The following is a 16,038-nucleotide window of genomic DNA, read 5'->3' on the forward strand; positions in this document are numbered from 1 at the left end:
CAGGCTCCCACAAGGACCCACCTGCCGCGGCGACCCTAAGGCGGCATATTGACGGTCTTCAGCGAACTGCGCATGCGCCCGGCGACGGCAGCGCCCAGCGGGTGGAATGCCTCCACCACGGCGCGGCTGGTCATTTCCGGAGCAGTCATCTTCATGCTCCTGGTGGGCGCCAACCTTGCTACGCCGCTCTACCCGCTGCTCCAGGCGACCCTGGGATTGTCCAGCCTCGAGGTGACCGCAGCATTTGCGAGCTACGTCCTGGCGCTGGTGGGTACCCTGCTGCTGGCCGGACACTGGTCCGACCACATCGGCAGGCGGGCTGCACTCCTGGTTGCTGTCCTGACGGGGCTCGCCGGCGGCTGGATCTTTGCGGATGCGGCAACACTGGCTGCCCTTTGCGCCGGCCGGGCACTCCAGGGCATGGCTGTGGGGCTTGCAACAGGGGCCAGTGCGGCCGCCCTGCGCGAGCTTCTCCCGTCCCGCCCTGAATGGGCATCCCGCTTCACGCTGCTGGCCTCGTCCGGGGGAGTGGCGGCGGGACCGGTGATCGGCGGCCTGCTGTCGCTGCTTCCCGGCGCGACTACGGCCCCCTATGCGGTCCACTCGCTGTTGCTTGCGGCCCTTCTGGTGCCGCTGTACCTGATCCGGGCGCGGCCAGCCATCATGGTCCCCGCAGTGTCCCGCCCCCTGCACGTCCTTGCACCCCGCCGGCCCTCGGTATCCCGCCAGGCAAGGGGGGCCTTCTGGCTGGCGTCCGGCGTCGGCTTCCTGAGCTTCGCCGTGTTCGGATTCTCCCTGTCGCTGGCTCCCGGGTACTTCGCGCAGGTCCTTGGCACGGACTCCCGGCCGCTGATTGGCGTGCTGGCCGGCCTGCCGCTGGGAGCCTCTGCGCTGAGCCAGCTGGTCACCGTGCGCGGCCGCCTGACGGTACCCGCCGGGCTGGCGGTGCTCGGCGCCTCGGTCGTGCTGCTGGGAGCCGCGGGTACCTGGCACTTGCCGCTGTTGCTGGTCGGCGCCGCCGTAACGGCCGGATTGGGTCAGGGACTGGCGTTCAGGACAGCCTTCAACGAAGTGGCGGGGCGAGTGGAGCCTGCCCGGCACGCCCAGATCATCAGCACCGTCTACGTCATCACCTATCTGGGGAGCGCCGTGCCGGTGCTGGGCCTGGGCTGGGCCAGTGCCGCGTTCGGAATGACCACGGCAGTCCAGGGTTTCGTCCTGGTGTGCGGCGCGGCGGCGCTTGTCCTGTCTGCCGTGACACTGGCGGCCGCACTGCGCCGGCGGGCGTAGGTGCAGCGGCCTGGACGGGCACTGCCGGGCTACTCCGGAAGCGGGCCGTGGTTGCCCTGGATGTGTTCGAACACGAGCGTTGTTTCGGTGTGGCCCACCACGGGGTCTGTGGCCAGGTTGTCCAGCACCCAGTCCCGCAGGTCTTCGGTGCTTCCGACGGCGATGTGCAGCAGGTAGTCCACCGAACCTGAGGTGTGGAAGGTTGAAAGTACTGCCGGCAGGTGGGGCACGCGAGCTGTGAAGCGGTCGATCTGGTCCCGGTCGTGCGCGCGGAGGCGCACGGCCACCAGGGCCTGCACGGACCGGCCGATGGCCGACAGGTTCAGCTTCGCCTCATAGCCTTGGACGATGCCCCGCTCCGATAACGCACGCGTGCGCATCAAGGCTGTTGAGGGCGCGATCCCCACCATTTCGGCAAGCTGCTTGTTGGAAATCCTGGCATCGGCAACGAGGGCTTCCAGCAGGCGCTCGTCAATGGCATCCAGCGGCTCGGAATGCACCCCTGCCCTGATGTTCCTGGGATTCGTCGTCACTGCGGTTCCTTCCAAACGGTCCTGCATTCATCCTAGACCGCAGAATCATCGCCATCCGCGCAGCCAGTACCGGTGCTGCCGAATATCCTTGGCACCGAGCCGCCGTTGGGCCCCGGTTAATTCGCAGGAGCTCCAGCCGCAGCGTCGGGGCGGGAATGAACGACGGCGACAGTCGCCGCCGTAAGGCAGGCCAGGACCATGACGGCTCCAGCGAGGGCGCTCCAGCCCCAGGACTGGAAGACCAGGCCGCCGGCCCAGCCGAGAAGGCTGGAGCCAAGGTAGTAGGCCAGGTTATAAAGCGACGCTGCCTGCGCCCGGCCGGTACTGGCGATGGCCCCGGTCCATCCGGAGCCGATGCTGTGGGCCGCGAAGAAGCCACCGGTGAACACCACCAGTCCGGACAGGATCAGCACAAGGGATGGGGTGAGGGTCAGGGCGAGGCCGCCCAAGGTGAGTGCCAGCCCTGCGAGAAGGACGTTCCGGCGGCCGAACCTCGTGGTCATTCCTGCGGCCCACCGGGAGGAGAACGTGCCGGACAGGTACGCCAGGAAGATCAGGCTGATCACGGTTGCGGGGAGCCCGAACGGCGCGCCGGCCAGCCGGAACCCCAGGTAGTTGTAGACGGCCACGAAGCCGCCCATCATCAGGAAGGCCTGGGCGTAGAGGGCCAGCAGCCGGACATTGCGCAGGTGGGCGCCCAGCCTCGCGACAGCGCTGCGGAGGCCGGCAGCCTGGGCGGGGACAAATCCGCGCGCGCGGGGCACCAGGACCAGAAATACGACGGCGGCAACCGTCGCCAGGAGGGACACGGCCAGGGCGGCCGCGCGCCAGCCCCAGAGCTCGCCGACCGGTCCGGCCACCAGCCGGCCGGACAGGCCGCCCAGCGTGGTGCCCGCAACATAGCTTCCAGCCGCCACTGCGGCGTGGGCCTTGCTGACCTCCTCGTTGAGGTACGCAATGGCGATGGCGGGGATGCCGCCCAGTGCCATCCCTTCCAGCAGCCGCAGCCCGAGCAGCATGGCGAAGTTGGCCGACAGCGGCACCAGCAGTCCCAGGACGGTGGCAGCGGTGATGCCCCACATCATGGCCTTCACCCTGCCGACCCGGTCCGCCAGGAAGGACCAGGGTATGACAGTCGCAGCAAGGCCCACTGTGGCCAGGGAGATGGTGAGGGCGGCTTCGGGAGCCGTGATGCGCAGATCCGCCGCGAGGATTGGCAGGACTGCCTGGGTGGAGTAGAGCTGGGCAAATGTCGCCACGCCGGCGCAGGAGAGGCCGGCGAGGATCCGGCCGTAGTCCCTGGATCCCTTGGCATGGCCGTTCCAATTGGGGGACGGAGCAGTGCCGGTGGGTGCATTCTGTGGCATCCAGCCAGCCTAGTCCGCGGGCAAAAGATGCTTCCAATGCATAATTCGTGCCAAACTCATAGCAGGAATCGATTGCTTCAAAACGCCTGCGCCGAGGTGGCCATGGAACCGGACCGCAAACAACTGGCTCAACTGCTGCCGCTCCTGCCGGTACTTGCCGAACTGGGCCGCACCGAGCACGTAACGGAAACAGCCGAACTGCTCGGAGTACCCCAGTCAACGGTGAGCCGTGCCCTTGCCAGGGCCAGCGCCGCCGTCGGAACCGAACTCCTGGTCCGGGACGGCCGCGGAGTACGCCTGACTCCCGCCGCGCGCACCCTGCTGCCCTACATCGACCAGGCACTGGCGGAGTTCCAGGCCGGACTGGATCTGGTCAGGAACGAGTCGGAGGTGGTCAGGGGCACTGTGACGGTGTCCTTCCAGCACACCTTCGGTGAAGCCACCCTGCCGTTGCTGATCAGCGCCTTCCGTGCCCGGCACCCCGGTGCAGGCTTCCGGCTGAGCCAAGGCGCCCGCAGCGCCTGCCTGGATGAACTTGCATCCGGGGACGCGGACCTCGCCCTTACCGCCCCCGTCGCTCCGCCCGGCAGGAACCTGGAGTCGGCGCCGTTGTACCGTGAACCACTCCGGCTGGTGGTACATCACCGCCACCCGCTGGCCCGCCAGCCGATGGCGCGGATGGCCGACATCCGCACCGAGCCGTTTGTGGCCCTGGGATCCGGATACGGGCTGCGGTCGATGACGGACGCGCTGTTCCGGGAAGCGGGGTACCGGCCGCGTATTGCCTTTGAGAGCCAGGATTCGCATACCGTCCGCGGGCTGGTTTCGGCAGGCCTTGGCGTCAGCATCCTGCCGCCCGGGGGTGATTCTCCGGGCCGCATCGTCCGCCCGGAGAGAGGGGACCTGGGCTGGGTGGAGGTACCACTTGACTCTGCGCTCGCCTTCCGGGAAGTCGGCGTCAGCTGGCGGCGGCGGAAGCCCGAAAGCGAACCTGTTCCGGCCCGGCTCTTCCGCGAGCTGGTGGTGGCACAGGGCCCCGCGCTGTTGGCGGGTCTGGCGGCCAAGGCAGGCCACTGACGGCACCCGGTTGTCCGCGCCAGTACCCTTGTGACGTGACCAACACCCAAAACTCCCCCACCAGCCCGGCCGGCTACATGCAGGGCTCCCCGGCAAGTCCCCTCCACGGCGTCACCATCGGCCTGGACATCGGCGGAACCAAAACGCACGGAGTCCGTTTTGAGGACGGACTTCCCGTCGCTGACGATTCGGCCGGGAGCTCCAATGTGCAGAACGTTACCCGCGGGCAGGCGGCACAAAACCTCGCGGATCTTTTCGCCAGGATCGGGGGAGGCCGGGTGGACAGGGTTTACGCAGGGTCCGGGGGAATCGACACCGACGAGGACGCAGCCGCCCTGGCTGCCCTGATCCAGCCGCTGGCCCCGGAGGCCCGCATCACCGTCGTCCACGACTCCCGCCTGCTGCTGGCCGCGGGCCGTGCCGCCACCGGAGTGGCGGTCATCGCCGGCACCGGGTCGGCCGCCTGGGGACGCAATGCCGACGGCGGCGAGGCCAGGGCCGGCGGCTGGGGATACCTGCTCGGGGACGAAGGCAGCGGTTACTGGCTAGGCAGGGAAGCCGTGCGGCACAGCCTCCGCCGGATGAACCAGGGCTTGCCCATCGACCACCTCACCGCGGACCTCCTGGCGTCCTGCGGGCTGGACCATCCCAACAAACTCATTGCCTTGTTCCACTCCCCGGAGACGGGGCGGCGGTTCTGGGCACAGCAGGCCAGGCACGTTGTGGAAGCGGCAGCCGCTGGGCACCAGGACAGCATTGCGCTGCTCGACCAGGCCGGAACGGACCTCGCCGCCCTGGCAGGGCAGGTGCTGGGACAGTTGAAGATCAACGGCCCGGTCATCCTGGGCGGCGGGCTCGGCATGAACGTAGCGTCCCTCCAGGAGTCGTTCCGGCGGAACCTTGAGGCCGCCGGGATCACCGATGTACGGGTCCTGGACCAGGAACCGGTGTTCGGGGTCCTGCAGCTCCTGGCAGAGCCGAACTGAGCTCCAGCGGAGGGTCTTAATTGTCGGAGCGCTTGCGCGGTGTCAGCCGGACGCCGGGCAGCGGGGGAGCCGGTATGCGGCCTGCTTCCGCCCCGGCATCCGGTCCATGGCCCGGCACCAGGCCATAGCGGGCAGCGGCCGTTTCGGCATCCGGGAGTCCGGCCTGCGCTTCCCAATCGTCCCGTGCCTGTTCCACCTCTTCGTGGGTGCGGCCCACGAAGTTCCACCACATGAGCAGTTCCTCGCCGAACGGCTCGCCGCCGATCAGCAGGAAACGGGTGCCCGGGCCGGCCTGCATCCGAAGCTCACTGCGGCCGGTGCCCAGGTAGCCCAGCGGGCCCGCCGGCATCTCCTGCCCGTCCACCGCCAGGCCGCCGTCGAGCACCAAAATCCCGTGCTCGAAGGCCGGGTTCAGCGGCAGCACAGTTTCCCCTTCGCAGGAAACGTCCGCGCCGACAATTGGTGTGTACATCGTTGCGGGGGACACCACCCCGGCGAGTTCCCCCACCATCACGGTTGCCGTAAAGCCGTGCCCCTCGGCGCGTGGCAGTTCGCGGTGCTGTTCGAATGCAGGTTCACGGTGCCGGTCCCCGTCGGGCAGGGCAACCCAGAGCTGCAGGCCCCGCTGCAGCGGCAACTCGCCGCCGTCGGACGGAAGAACCGCGAACTCGGAGTGCGACACGCCGTGTCCGGCGGTCATGATGTTCAGCTCCCCGGGGCGCACCACCACATCGCTTCCCACGCTGTCCCGGTGGCGGATGTTCCCCGCGAGCGGCCAGGTCACTGTCTGCAGCCCGATGTGCGGGTGCGGGAGGACGGACATGGCGGTCCGGTCCGGGCCGAAGCTGTCCAGGAAGCACCAGGCACCGATGGTGGGCAGTCCGCGCTGGGGCAACGTGCGTTTGACGTTCATGGCGCGGACCCCGCCCAGCGGCACTTCGCGCTCGGGCCATAACTGCAGGCAGGGGCCCGACGTGCCTTCCTGGGCCGGCGGGCAGAGCTCTTCCTGGGGCGAGACTTCCAAGTTGGTCACGGCTTTACTTTAGGCGCGGCCGGCGCGCCCCGACAGCAGCGGGTGTGTGCCGGCGTCGAAACCCATCCGCCCCGGCCCGGGTGCCGAATGGTCACAGTAGGGATTCCTTTGCGTGGATTAGGGCTTCAGCTGCTGAAGGCCGCCCCCGTTTGGGCTACCGTAACTATCAGCGTGCTGATGGCAATGTCGCGGTGCTGGGAGCAGCCCGTCCAAGAGAACAGGTAAGTCCGCACCATGGACCAGGCGATGATCGAGTTCCAGAGCGTTACCAAGCAGTACCCTGGCGGCCAGCCGGCCGTGGACGGGTTGTCCATGTCCATCGCCAAGGGCTCTGTCACCGTCTTTGTGGGTCCTTCCGGCTGCGGCAAAACGACATCGCTCAGGATGATCAACCGGATGGTGGAACCCACGTCCGGAACCATCACAGTGGACGGCCGGGACGTCACCTCGGTGCCGGCCGCGGAACTGCGCCGTTCCATGGGTTACGTGATGCAGTCGGCAGGGCTGCTGCCGCACCGCTCCGTGCTGGACAACATCGCCACGGTTCCCAGGCTGAACGGCGTCTCCAAAGCGGATGCGCGCAAAAGGGCCGGCGAGCTCCTGGACGTGGTGGGCCTGGCCCAATCCCTGGGGAAGCGCTACCCGTCGCAGCTCTCCGGCGGCCAGCAGCAGCGCGTCGGTGTGGCCCGCGCCCTGGCCGCAGATCCGCCCATCCTGCTCATGGATGAGCCGTTCAGTGCAGTGGACCCGGTGGTCCGTGACGAACTCCAGCAGGAACTGCTGCGGCTGCAGAAGGACCTGGCCAAGACAATAGTGTTCGTCACCCACGATATTGACGAAGCCACCATCCTCGGGGACAAGGTGGCCGTTTTCGCCACCGGCGGGAAGCTGGCACAGTACGCCACTCCCGAGGAAATCCTGCGGGCGCCGGCCAACAACTTCGTAGCCTCCTTTGTGGGACGGGACCGCGGCTTCCGGCATCTGGGGTTCACCCCGGCCGATGCCGTGGCGGTCCACCCCGTGCCAACCATTGTCCGCGCGCCGGAGGGTTACCAGTCCGATTCCAGCGCTGCCGGCGGCTGGCAGCTGGTGGTGGACGCGGACAAGCGTCCGCTGGGCTGGTCGGCGCCCGGCACCGAAACGGAACTGGTTCCCGGTGGTTCGCTGTTCCGTCCTGGGGAAAGCCTTCGGCGCGCCCTCGACGCTGCCCTGTCCTCGCCGTCGGGCCTGGGCGTTGCCGTGGACTCCGACGGCAGGGTCCGGGGAGTGGTCCGCGGCGGCGAAGTGCTGGCTCTGATCGAAGAAGCCCGCCAGATGCGGCAGGCTGCCCTCTGATGGAGTGGTTCCTGGCGAATACCGGCATGGTTATGCAGCGCGGCGGCCAGCACCTGGTGCTGGCCATCGTTCCCATGGTCCTTGGCCTGCTGGTTTCCATCCCGCTGGCGCAGCTGGCGCGGCGAAACAACGTCCTGCGTTCAGTGGTGCTGACGGCCTCCTCCCTCCTCTACACCATCCCATCCCTGGCGCTGTTCATCATCCTGCCCACCATCCTGGGCACCCGCATCCTGGATCCCCTCAATGTCGTGGTGGCGCTTACCATCTACGCCGTCGCCCTGCTGGTCCGCGCAGCCCTGGATGCCTTCGATTCCGTCGACGCCGACGTCAGCCAGGCCGCCCAGGCCATGGGGTTTAAACCATTGGCACGGTTCCTGCAGGTGGACCTGCCGCTGTCCCTGCCGGTCATGTTCGCCGGGCTGCGGGTGGTGTCCGTCAGCAACATTTCGCTGGTCAGTGTGGCGGCCCTCCTTGGCGTCGGCAACCTGGGCATGCTCTTCACCGACGGCCTCCAGCGCGACTTCGTCACCGAAGTGGTGGTGGGTATCGTGGCCATCCTGGTCCTGGCGCTGGTGATGGACGCCGTCCTGGTCCTGCTCGAACGCATCCTCACTCCCTGGGAGCGCGCCGGCACTCGACGTGGCCGCGGGGCACCCGGCAACTCGTTGGCAGCGTCCGCAACCGACCGGGCCGCGCACGCCGCAGGGGGAGCGCCATGAGCAACGTTTTCGCCGATACCTTCTCCTGGCTTTCCGACCCCCTGAACTGGTCCGGGAGCATGGGAATCCCCACCCGGCTGGGGGAGCACCTCCAGTACACCGGGCTCGTCATGCTGATCGCCACCGCCATTGCCGTTCCGGTCGGACTGGTCGTGGGCCACACCGGGCGGGGACGCGTGGCCGTCGTCGCACTGGCAGGCGCCCTGCGTGCCCTGCCCACCCTCGGCTTGCTGATCCTGTTCGTGCTGCTGGCCGGCATTGGGCTGATGCCCCCAATCTGGGCCCTCGTGATCCTCACGGTACCCCCGCTGCTGGCAGGAACTTACGCCGGGATCTCCAGCGTTGACCGGAACGTGGTGGACGCCGCCCGCGCCATGGGGATGACCGAACTGCAGGTCCTGTTCCGGGCCGAACTGCCAAACGCCCTCACGGTCATGTTCGGCGGATTCCGGACCGGGGTGCTGCAGGTAATCGCCACGGTCTCCGTGGTTGCGTACATCAACCTTGGCGGCCTTGGCCGCTACCTGTTCGACGGACTCGTCCTCAGTGACTTCCCCCAGATGCTGGGAGGTTCCCTTCTCATTGCCGTGCTGGCGATCGCCGTGGACCTCGTCCTGACCCTGTTCCAGAGGCTGTTCCTCACTCAGGGCGCCTCAAAACTGTCCCACCGCAGCCAGGAGGCTGCGGTTGAACTCACAGACCCCGTAGTTGCGGAGACTGTTGTACAAGGAGGTAAGTCATGAAAGATAGCCGTTCCCAGCGCCTCGGCAGGCGGGCGTTCAGCGGCCTGGCTGCCGGGCTTGGCCTCGCCGTGGCCCTGTCCGCCTGCGGCGGTTCGTCCGATCCGTTAAAGAACGCCCCGGCCTCCAGCGGCGGGGCTTCGGGTGAAGCGACATCACTGGTTGTGGGCTCCGCGGACTTCCCCGAAAGCCAGATCATCGCCGAACTTTACGCCGGCGCCCTGAACGCCAACGGCATCACCGCCACCACCAAGCCGAACATCGGCTCCCGTGAGGTGTACTTCAAGGCTGTGCAGGACGGCTCCGTGGACGTGGTGCCGGACTACAGCGGCAACCTGCTGCTCTACGTCAACAAGGAAGCCACCGAAGTCTCCGCCGGCGATATCGCCAAGGCACTGCCGGGCAAGCTCCCGGACGGGCTGGGCGTCCTGGACGCGTCCAAGGCCGAGGACAAGGACGCCATGGTGGTGACCAAGGCGACCGCTGAGAAGTACCAGCTGAAGTCCATCGAGGACCTGGCCAAGGTCTGCAGCGACATCGTGGTGGGCGCCCCCGCCACCTTCGCCGAGCGTGCCTACGGCCTGCCCGGCCTGAAGAAGAACTACAACTGCGTGCCCAAGAAGCTGGAGCCGTTCAGCGATGGCGGCGGCCCGGTGACGCTCAAGGCGCTCCTGCAGGACCAGGTACAGGTGGCGGACATCTACACCACCACGCCTTCCATCGCCGACAACGACCTGGTGGTCCTGGACGATCCCAAGAACAACTTCATCGCCCAGCAGGTCCTGCCGCTGTACAACAAGTCCAAGATGACGGACAAGGCCAAGCAGGCGCTGAACTCGGTATCCAGCATTCTCACCACGGATGACCTGATCAACCTCAACCGGGCGGTCAGCGGCAACCAGAAGCAGGACGCCAAGACGGCAGCAACCGCGTGGCTCAAGGAAAAGGGCATCGTAAAGTAAATCCGTTCGCTGCCCCGCGGACGGCAATTACCTGATGTTGACGACGGCGGCTGCCGGACCTTCGAAGGTCCGGCAGCCGCCGTCGGCCGTGTGGCGGACGTCTCAACGGCCATTCATCCTTCCTGTGGCATATTTGAGGAATGGCAGAATTCAGGCAGTCCACGAAGCTCAACAACGTTCTCTATGACATTCGTGGACCGATCCTCCAGGCTGCCCAGCAGATGGAGGCGGAGGGCCACCGGATCCTCAAGCTGAACATTGGAAACCCTGCGCCGTTTGGTTTCGAAGCCCCGGACGCCATCCTGGTGGACATGATCCGCCACCTGCCGCACGCCCAGGGGTACAGCGATTCCCGCGGTATCTTTTCCGCACGCACCGCCGTTTCGCAGTACTACCAGACCCGCGGCATCCAGAACATCCATGTGGACGACATCTACCTGGGCAACGGCGTCAGCGAGCTCATCACCATGTCACTGATGGCGCTGCTGGATGCCGGCGACGAGGTACTCATTCCCACCCCGGACTACCCGTTGTGGACGGCATCCGTTGCACTCGCCGGCGGCAAGCCGGTCCACTACCTCTGTGACGAGGACTCCGGCTGGCAGCCCGACCTCGAGGACATGGAAGCCAAGATCACTCCGCGCACCAAGGGGATCGTGGTCATCAACCCGAACAACCCCACGGGCGCCGTCTATCCGGAAGAGACGCTCAAGCGGATTGTGGCCCTTGCGGAAAAGCACGGCCTGGTGATCTTCGCCGACGAGATCTACGAGAAGATCCTCTACGAGGACGCCGTCCACGTGAACCTGGCCGGCCTCACCGGCGACGATGTCCTCTGCCTGACCTTCAGCGGCCTCTCCAAGGCCTACAGGGTGTGCGGCTACCGGGCCGGCTGGATGGCCATCTCCGGGCCAAAGAAGGATGCTGCCGACTACCTCGAAGGCATCAACCTCCTGGCCAACATGCGCCTCTGCGCCAACGTCCCGGCCCAGCACGCCATCCAGACAGCCCTCGGTGGCTACCAGAGCATCACCGACCTCATCCTTCCCGGCGGCCGGCTCCTGGAACAGCGCAACAAGGCGTATGACATGCTGAACGCCATTCCCGGAGTGAGCACCCAGCAGGCGAGGGGTGCCCTCTACCTCTTCCCGCGGCTCGACCCCGAGGTCTACCACATCCGCGACGACGAAAAGTTTGTCCTCGACCTGCTGAAGGAACAGAAGATCCTGCTCTCCCATGGCCGCGCCTTCAACTGGGTGCGGCCGGACCACTTCCGCATGGTGACGCTGCCCAACGTCAAGGACATCGAGGAAGCCATCGGACGCATGGGGGACTTCCTAAGCCGGTACCAGGGGAACTAGCCTGTGCACACGGGCCTGCCGGGCCCGTGTACCCCTGTGGAGAGGAATCCCATGGCCCGCGTCGTCAGTTTCGACCAGCAACCATCTGACACGCTGCGCGTTGGAAAGGGATTTTCCCTGGCCTCGGTGGACCCGGACGCCACCCCGGGCTACAACGGCAACAAGGCCGACGGCGAGGCGTTGCTGGCTGAGATGGACGGGAAGCTCTCGGAACTGCAGGAACAGCTGTTCGCCGAATCACGGGCCGGGGGAAAGAAACGGATCCTCCTGGTCCTGCAGGCCATGGATACGGCCGGCAAGGGCGGAATCGTCAACCACGTCATGGCCACCATGGACCCGCAGGGCGTCCAATTCAAGGCGTTTAAGGCCCCAACCGAGCAGGAGAAGTCCTACGACTTCCTGTGGCGTATCGAGAAGGAGGTCCCCGCAGCCGGAATGGTGGGGATCTTCGACCGCTCCCACTACGAGGACGTCCTCATCCACCGGGTGCACAACTGGGCTACCCCCGAAGAAATCGGCCGACGCTACCGGGCCATCAATGAATTCGAGGCCCGCCAAACCGATGCCGGCACCAGGATCATCAAGGTGATGCTCAACATCAGCAAGGATGAGCAGAGGTCCAGGCTGTTGGCGCGCCTGGACAATCCTGCCAAGCACTGGAAATACAGCAGTGGCGATTTGAAGGAACGGGCATTCTGGGATGACTACATGGCCGCGTACCAGGCCGCGTTCGACGAGACCAGCTCCGCCGTGGCCCCCTGGTACGTGGTGCCGGCCAACAAGAAATGGTTCGCCCGCATCGCCGTGCAGCAACTGGTGATGTCGGCGCTGTCCGATCTTCGACTGGAGTGGCCCAAAGCCGAGTTCGACGTCGACATCGAACGGGAACTCGTCGCCCGTTCGTGACACCGGCCCGGGCCCAGCGAACAGTGGCCGGGTTACAGCGGCTGGTCGCGGGCAGCGGCCAACCGCTTCCGTGCTCCCTCCAGCCACTCCTCGCAGCGCGCCGCCAGCGCCTCGCCGCGCTCCCACAGGGCGAGCGATTCCTCCAGGCTGGCGCCTCCCGCCTCCAACCTGCCCACCACGGCGATGAGCTGTTCCCGGGCCTCCTCATAGCTCAGGGCGGCGACGTCGGCTTCTGGTTTCTGTTCGGTCATGCCTTCTCTTCCAATTCCTCGTGGTGGTCTGGTGCTCCGGGCTGCGGTGACCCGGTGGACGTGGCCCCGAATTGCCCCTCCGCCACTCGGATGGACAGGGCCGCGCCCGCGGGCGCCTCGGCAGGGGCGCGGACAACAGCGTGGCCGGCTTTGGCGATCCGGGCGGCCTGGTCTCCCGAAAGTTCGACGACGGCGTACCCCCGGTCCAGCGTCTTCTGCGGGGACAGCGCACGCACTTGGGCCTTGAGGTGCTCCAGCTGGTCCGCTGCCCGCACCACGGTCGAACTCACGGCCGCTGAGGAACGCCGCAGCAGGCGCTCGATTTCCTCGGCCCGGACAGAAACCATCCCCTCGGGTGCCGCCATGACGGGCCGGGAGTGCAGCGCCGACAGGCGGTCCGACTCCCGGTCCAACAGCCGTTCCACGCAGCGCCGCAGCTGTTCCCGTGCCTGCCGAACCCCGGCCAGCTCTTCGGAGACTTCGGGGACGATCCTTTTGGCGGCGTCCGTGGGGGTGGAAGCCCGCAGGTCTGCGACATAGTCCAGCAGCGGCCGGTCTGCCTCGTGGCCGATGGCACTCACCACCGGCGTGGCGGCGGCGGCAACCGCACGGATAAGGTCTTCGCTGTTGAACGGCAGCAGGTCTTCAAGGGCACCCCCGCCGCGGGCGATGACGATGACGTCCACCGCGGGGAGGGCGTCCAGCTCGCGCAGCGCGCGGACCACCTGGGCCACCGCGGTGTTTCCCTGCACGGCAACTTCCCGGATCTCAAACTCCACCGCAGGCCACCGCAGGGCTGCATTGCGCAGGATGTCCTTCTTGGCGTCCGAATCACGCCCCGTGATCAGCCCAATCCGGTGCGGCAGAAGGGGCAGCGGCTTCTTCCGGGAGTCGGCGAACAGACCCTCGGCCGCCAGGGCCTGCCGCAGGCGCTCGATCCTGGCCAGCAGGTCGCCAAGGCCCACAGGCCGGATATCCCGGACCAACATGTTGAGCCTGCCCGTCTTCAGCCAGAACTCGGGCTTCAGGAGGGCCACCACCCGTGAACCGCGCTCAAGCGGAAGGTTCTGCCGTTCCAGCACCTTGGTCCAGACGGACGCCGGAAGGGATACCTCGGCGTCCACATCGCGGAGCGTGAGATACGCGTTGCTGCCGCGGCGGTTCAGCTCGATGACCTGGCCTTCCACCCACGCCGACGGAGTGCGGTCGATATGGGCCTTCAGCTTCTGTGAGAGCAGCTGCAGCGGCCACGGATTGTCCGGACTGGTTTCCGCAGCCGTGGCCGGCAGGGTAGTTGGTCCGGTACCCGGAAGGGATGCCTGGTCAGACATGCGGACGCCATGGAGAGGCTGGTGCTGCGGGCATGCGGTCCTTCATCTGTTGTGGGCGGACAATCAACCTTATCCATAAGGTTGTAGCACCGGGGGCTGACAGGAACCGCCCATCCGCCCTGCCTAGGATGGTAGGAGGCCCCCAACCCCGAAGGACCTGCTGTGCGAACTTTTGTCTCTGCCATCGCCACCGTGCTGGGCATCCTCCTGGCCGCTGTAGCCGTTCCGGCCATATGGGTGGACCGGAACGTTGTCCAGGAGGACGGTTTTGTCCGCCTTGCAGCTCCGCTCGGGAAGGACTCGGAGTTCCAGCGGAAGCTTGCTGCGGCGGCGGTTGGAACGATTGACACCGGATCAGCTCCGGGCTTCCTTTCTGGCCTGATCCAGCCAATGCTCGAAAAGGCGGCAGAGTCCATGACCGGACTGCCGGGCTATCCCGCGGCCTGGGAGGAGACGCTGCGCAGAAGCCACCGCCTCAGTTTCGCTGATCCCGCAAAGGACTCGCAGCCGGGCGCTTCCGCGTCTTCACTGACCCTGGATGTTGCCCCTTTGGTTACCCTCGGCTCCGAGGAGATTTCCCGTGCAACCAGGCTGCCCCTCGACCCACCCAAGCAGACCCTCATCAATATTGGCCATCCGGCGCAGCGGGAGTGGACGGAGCGGCTGGCGACCTATGCCCCCATGGGCTACGTCCTGGCCATCGGTTCGGTGGTGGCATTCCTGCTGGCGTTCGTAGCGGCGCGCCGCCGCTGGACCGTGCTCCTGGCCGCCGGCTTTGGCGGACTGGCGCTCGCCGGGCTGTGGGGGATCGGACTGCAACTGGGCTCGGCCCGGGCGCAGGCCACGGACACTGGCAACGCAGTGGCCAATATGTTTCGCGACGAATTCCTGGCCGCGGCAGGCGCAGACTTCCAGACGTGGATCACCACTACTGCCGCGGCCGGTGCCGCCCTGGCGGCAGCGGGCATTGTGACCTTGTTCGCATCCCGGAAACGGGCGCGGACCAGCCGGTAACATGGAGGGATGACCACCCCGGCTGTATCCCTTTCGATGCCCACCATTCCGCGCAGGCGCCGCTCACCCGAGGAAGTGGCAGGTGCAGCCCCCGTAAACGGCACCAAGAAGGTACTGCTGGCTGCCCCCCGCGGCTACTGTGCCGGCGTCGACCGGGCCGTGATCGCCGTCGAGAAGGCGCTGGAACACTACGGTCCGCCCGTCTACGTCCGCAAGCAGATTGTCCACAACGTGCACGTGGTCAGCTCCCTGGAGGAAAAGGGCGCCATTTTCGTTGATGAAACAGACGAAGTGCCCGAAGGCGCCTTGGTCATCTTCTCGGCCCACGGCGTCTCGCCCGCAGTGGTTGAATCAGCCGAGAACCGCGGGCTGCGAACCATCGATGCCACCTGTCCGCTGGTGACCAAGGTGCACAAGGAAGCCGTCCGCTTCGCCAAGGACGACTTCGACATCCTCCTGATCGGCCACGACGGACATGAGGAAGTGGAAGGTACCTCCGGTGAAGCACCGGAGCACATCCAGATCATCAACGGTCCGCACGAAGTGGACAAGGTGACCGTCCGCGACCCCGAAAAGGTCATCTGGCTGTCCCAGACCACGCTGAGCGTGGACGAGACCATGGAAACCGTCAGGCTGCTCAAGGAGCGGTTCCCGACCCTGCAGGACCCGCCCAGCGATGACATTTGCTACGCCACCACCAACCGCCAGGTAGCCATCAAGAAGATTGCACCGAAAGCAGACCTGGTGATCGTGGTTGGCTCGGCGAATTCGTCCAACTCGGTCCGGCTGGTGGAGGTGGCGCTCGAGTATGGCGCCAAGGCCTCCTACCGCGTGGATTTCGCCAACGAGGTCGACGAAACCTGGTTCGAAGGCGTTGCCACGGTTGGCGTGACGTCCGGGGCTTCGGTTCCCGAGGTTCTGGTGCAGGACGTGCTCAGGCTGCTGTCCGACTACGGCTACGGCACAGTGGAGGAAGTGGTCACTGCCGAGGAAGACCTGTTGTTCTCGCTGCCGAAGGAGCTCCGCGCAACCCTGAAGCAGGCCGGTGACGTCAGCCGCGCCCTGGGCGGCCGCCGGCCCCGGAGCTAGGGCCAGGCCAGCACATACCCAACCGGAAGGGCCGGGCAGTTTCG

16 protein-coding genes are annotated in these 16,038 nt (G+C 66.7%); 11 read left to right on the top strand and 5 right to left on the bottom strand.

Annotation, left to right across the window (positions count from 1 at the left end):
- Positions 1-48 precede the first annotated feature (48 nt).
- Positions 49-1,290 carry an MFS transporter gene (locus J2X98_RS08290; protein ID WP_307306549.1) on the top strand — a complete coding sequence of 414 codons (1,242 nt, stop codon included), beginning with the start codon at positions 49-51 and terminating at the stop codon, positions 1,288-1,290.
- A gap of 29 nt (positions 1,291-1,319) precedes the next feature.
- Here J2X98_RS08290 and J2X98_RS08295 read toward each other — a convergent pair whose 3' ends face one another.
- Both J2X98_RS08295 and J2X98_RS08300 read right to left on the bottom strand, forming a co-directional pair.
- Positions 1,320-1,823, bottom strand: coding sequence for an Lrp/AsnC family transcriptional regulator (locus J2X98_RS08295; protein ID WP_174237525.1), 504 nt, complete (start codon positions 1,821-1,823; stop codon positions 1,320-1,322).
- 116 nt (positions 1,824-1,939) lie between these two features.
- Entirely contained in the window at positions 1,940-3,190 is a 1,251-nt protein-coding gene (locus tag J2X98_RS08300) for an MFS transporter (RefSeq protein ID WP_307306554.1), read from the bottom strand.
- 102 nt (positions 3,191-3,292) lie between these two features.
- Here J2X98_RS08300 and J2X98_RS08305 point away from each other — a divergent pair, with 102 nt between their 5' ends.
- A complete protein-coding gene (locus tag J2X98_RS08305; RefSeq protein ID WP_307306847.1) occupies positions 3,293-4,267 on the top strand; it encodes a LysR family transcriptional regulator in 975 nt (324 codons plus the stop codon).
- A 35-nt stretch (positions 4,268-4,302) separates the two neighbouring features.
- Positions 4,303-5,253: an N-acetylglucosamine kinase gene (locus J2X98_RS08310; RefSeq protein WP_373460852.1), complete on the top strand. Its 951-nt coding sequence runs from the start codon at positions 4,303-4,305 to the stop codon at positions 5,251-5,253.
- A 16-nt stretch (positions 5,254-5,269) separates the two neighbouring features.
- Here the strand turns inward: J2X98_RS08310 and J2X98_RS08315 are convergent, their stop codons facing one another.
- Positions 5,270-6,286 (bottom strand): pirin family protein, encoded by a 1,017-nt coding sequence (locus tag J2X98_RS08315; protein WP_307306557.1) that lies wholly within the window; start codon positions 6,284-6,286, stop codon positions 5,270-5,272.
- A gap of 234 nt (positions 6,287-6,520) precedes the next feature.
- Here J2X98_RS08315 and J2X98_RS08320 point away from each other — a divergent pair, with 234 nt between their 5' ends.
- The 6 genes from J2X98_RS08320 to J2X98_RS08345 all read left to right on the top strand — a co-directional run bounded on the left by J2X98_RS08320 (position 6,521) and on the right by J2X98_RS08345 (position 12,309).
- Complete coding sequence (locus J2X98_RS08320; RefSeq protein WP_307306560.1) at positions 6,521-7,621, top strand: ABC transporter ATP-binding protein; 1,101 nt, start codon at positions 6,521-6,523, stop codon at positions 7,619-7,621.
- Positions 7,621-8,340 (top strand): ABC transporter permease, encoded by a 720-nt coding sequence (locus J2X98_RS08325; RefSeq protein ID WP_307306564.1) that lies wholly within the window; start codon positions 7,621-7,623, stop codon positions 8,338-8,340. Before J2X98_RS08320 ends, J2X98_RS08325 begins: the two co-directional genes overlap by 1 nt.
- The gene (locus J2X98_RS08330) at positions 8,337-9,083 is read left to right on the top strand and encodes an ABC transporter permease (RefSeq protein ID WP_307306566.1); all 747 of its coding nucleotides are present in this window, start codon (positions 8,337-8,339) and stop codon (positions 9,081-9,083) included. The genes J2X98_RS08325 and J2X98_RS08330 overlap by 4 nt, the downstream gene beginning before the upstream one ends.
- Positions 9,080-10,042 carry an ABC transporter substrate-binding protein gene (locus J2X98_RS08335; RefSeq protein WP_141942462.1) on the top strand — a complete coding sequence of 321 codons (963 nt, stop codon included), beginning with the start codon at positions 9,080-9,082 and terminating at the stop codon, positions 10,040-10,042. The genes J2X98_RS08330 and J2X98_RS08335 overlap by 4 nt, the downstream gene beginning before the upstream one ends.
- Before the next feature lie 140 nt (positions 10,043-10,182).
- Positions 10,183-11,403 carry a pyridoxal phosphate-dependent aminotransferase gene (locus J2X98_RS08340; protein WP_141942460.1) on the top strand — a complete coding sequence of 407 codons (1,221 nt, stop codon included), beginning with the start codon at positions 10,183-10,185 and terminating at the stop codon, positions 11,401-11,403.
- Positions 11,404-11,454: 51 nt separating this feature from the next.
- Complete coding sequence (locus tag J2X98_RS08345; protein ID WP_141942459.1) at positions 11,455-12,309, top strand: polyphosphate kinase 2 family protein; 855 nt, start codon at positions 11,455-11,457, stop codon at positions 12,307-12,309.
- A 32-nt stretch (positions 12,310-12,341) separates the two neighbouring features.
- On the opposite strand, the gene J2X98_RS08350 is transcribed toward J2X98_RS08345, so the two are convergent.
- Together J2X98_RS08350 and xseA are read right to left on the bottom strand one after the other, a co-directional pair.
- Positions 12,342-12,560 carry an exodeoxyribonuclease VII small subunit gene (locus tag J2X98_RS08350; RefSeq protein ID WP_141942457.1) on the bottom strand — a complete coding sequence of 73 codons (219 nt, stop codon included), beginning with the start codon at positions 12,558-12,560 and terminating at the stop codon, positions 12,342-12,344.
- On the bottom strand, positions 12,557-13,891 hold the full coding sequence (gene xseA / locus J2X98_RS08355; RefSeq protein WP_141942456.1) for an exodeoxyribonuclease VII large subunit: 1,335 nt from the start codon (positions 13,889-13,891) through the stop codon (positions 12,557-12,559). The genes J2X98_RS08350 and xseA overlap by 4 nt, the downstream gene beginning before the upstream one ends.
- Positions 13,892-14,053: 162 nt before the next feature.
- On the opposite strand from xseA, the gene J2X98_RS08360 reads away from it, so the two are divergent.
- Complete coding sequence (locus tag J2X98_RS08360; protein WP_307306576.1) at positions 14,054-14,905, top strand: hypothetical protein; 852 nt, start codon at positions 14,054-14,056, stop codon at positions 14,903-14,905.
- 9 nt (positions 14,906-14,914) lie between these two features.
- Positions 14,915-15,994 carry a 4-hydroxy-3-methylbut-2-enyl diphosphate reductase gene (locus J2X98_RS08365; RefSeq protein ID WP_141942452.1) on the top strand — a complete coding sequence of 360 codons (1,080 nt, stop codon included), beginning with the start codon at positions 14,915-14,917 and terminating at the stop codon, positions 15,992-15,994.
- The last annotated feature ends 44 nt before the right edge of the window (positions 15,995-16,038 follow it).

The organism is Pseudarthrobacter enclensis (assembly GCF_030811655.1).
Lineage (GTDB): Bacteria > Actinomycetota > Actinomycetes > Actinomycetales > Micrococcaceae > Arthrobacter > Arthrobacter enclensis_A.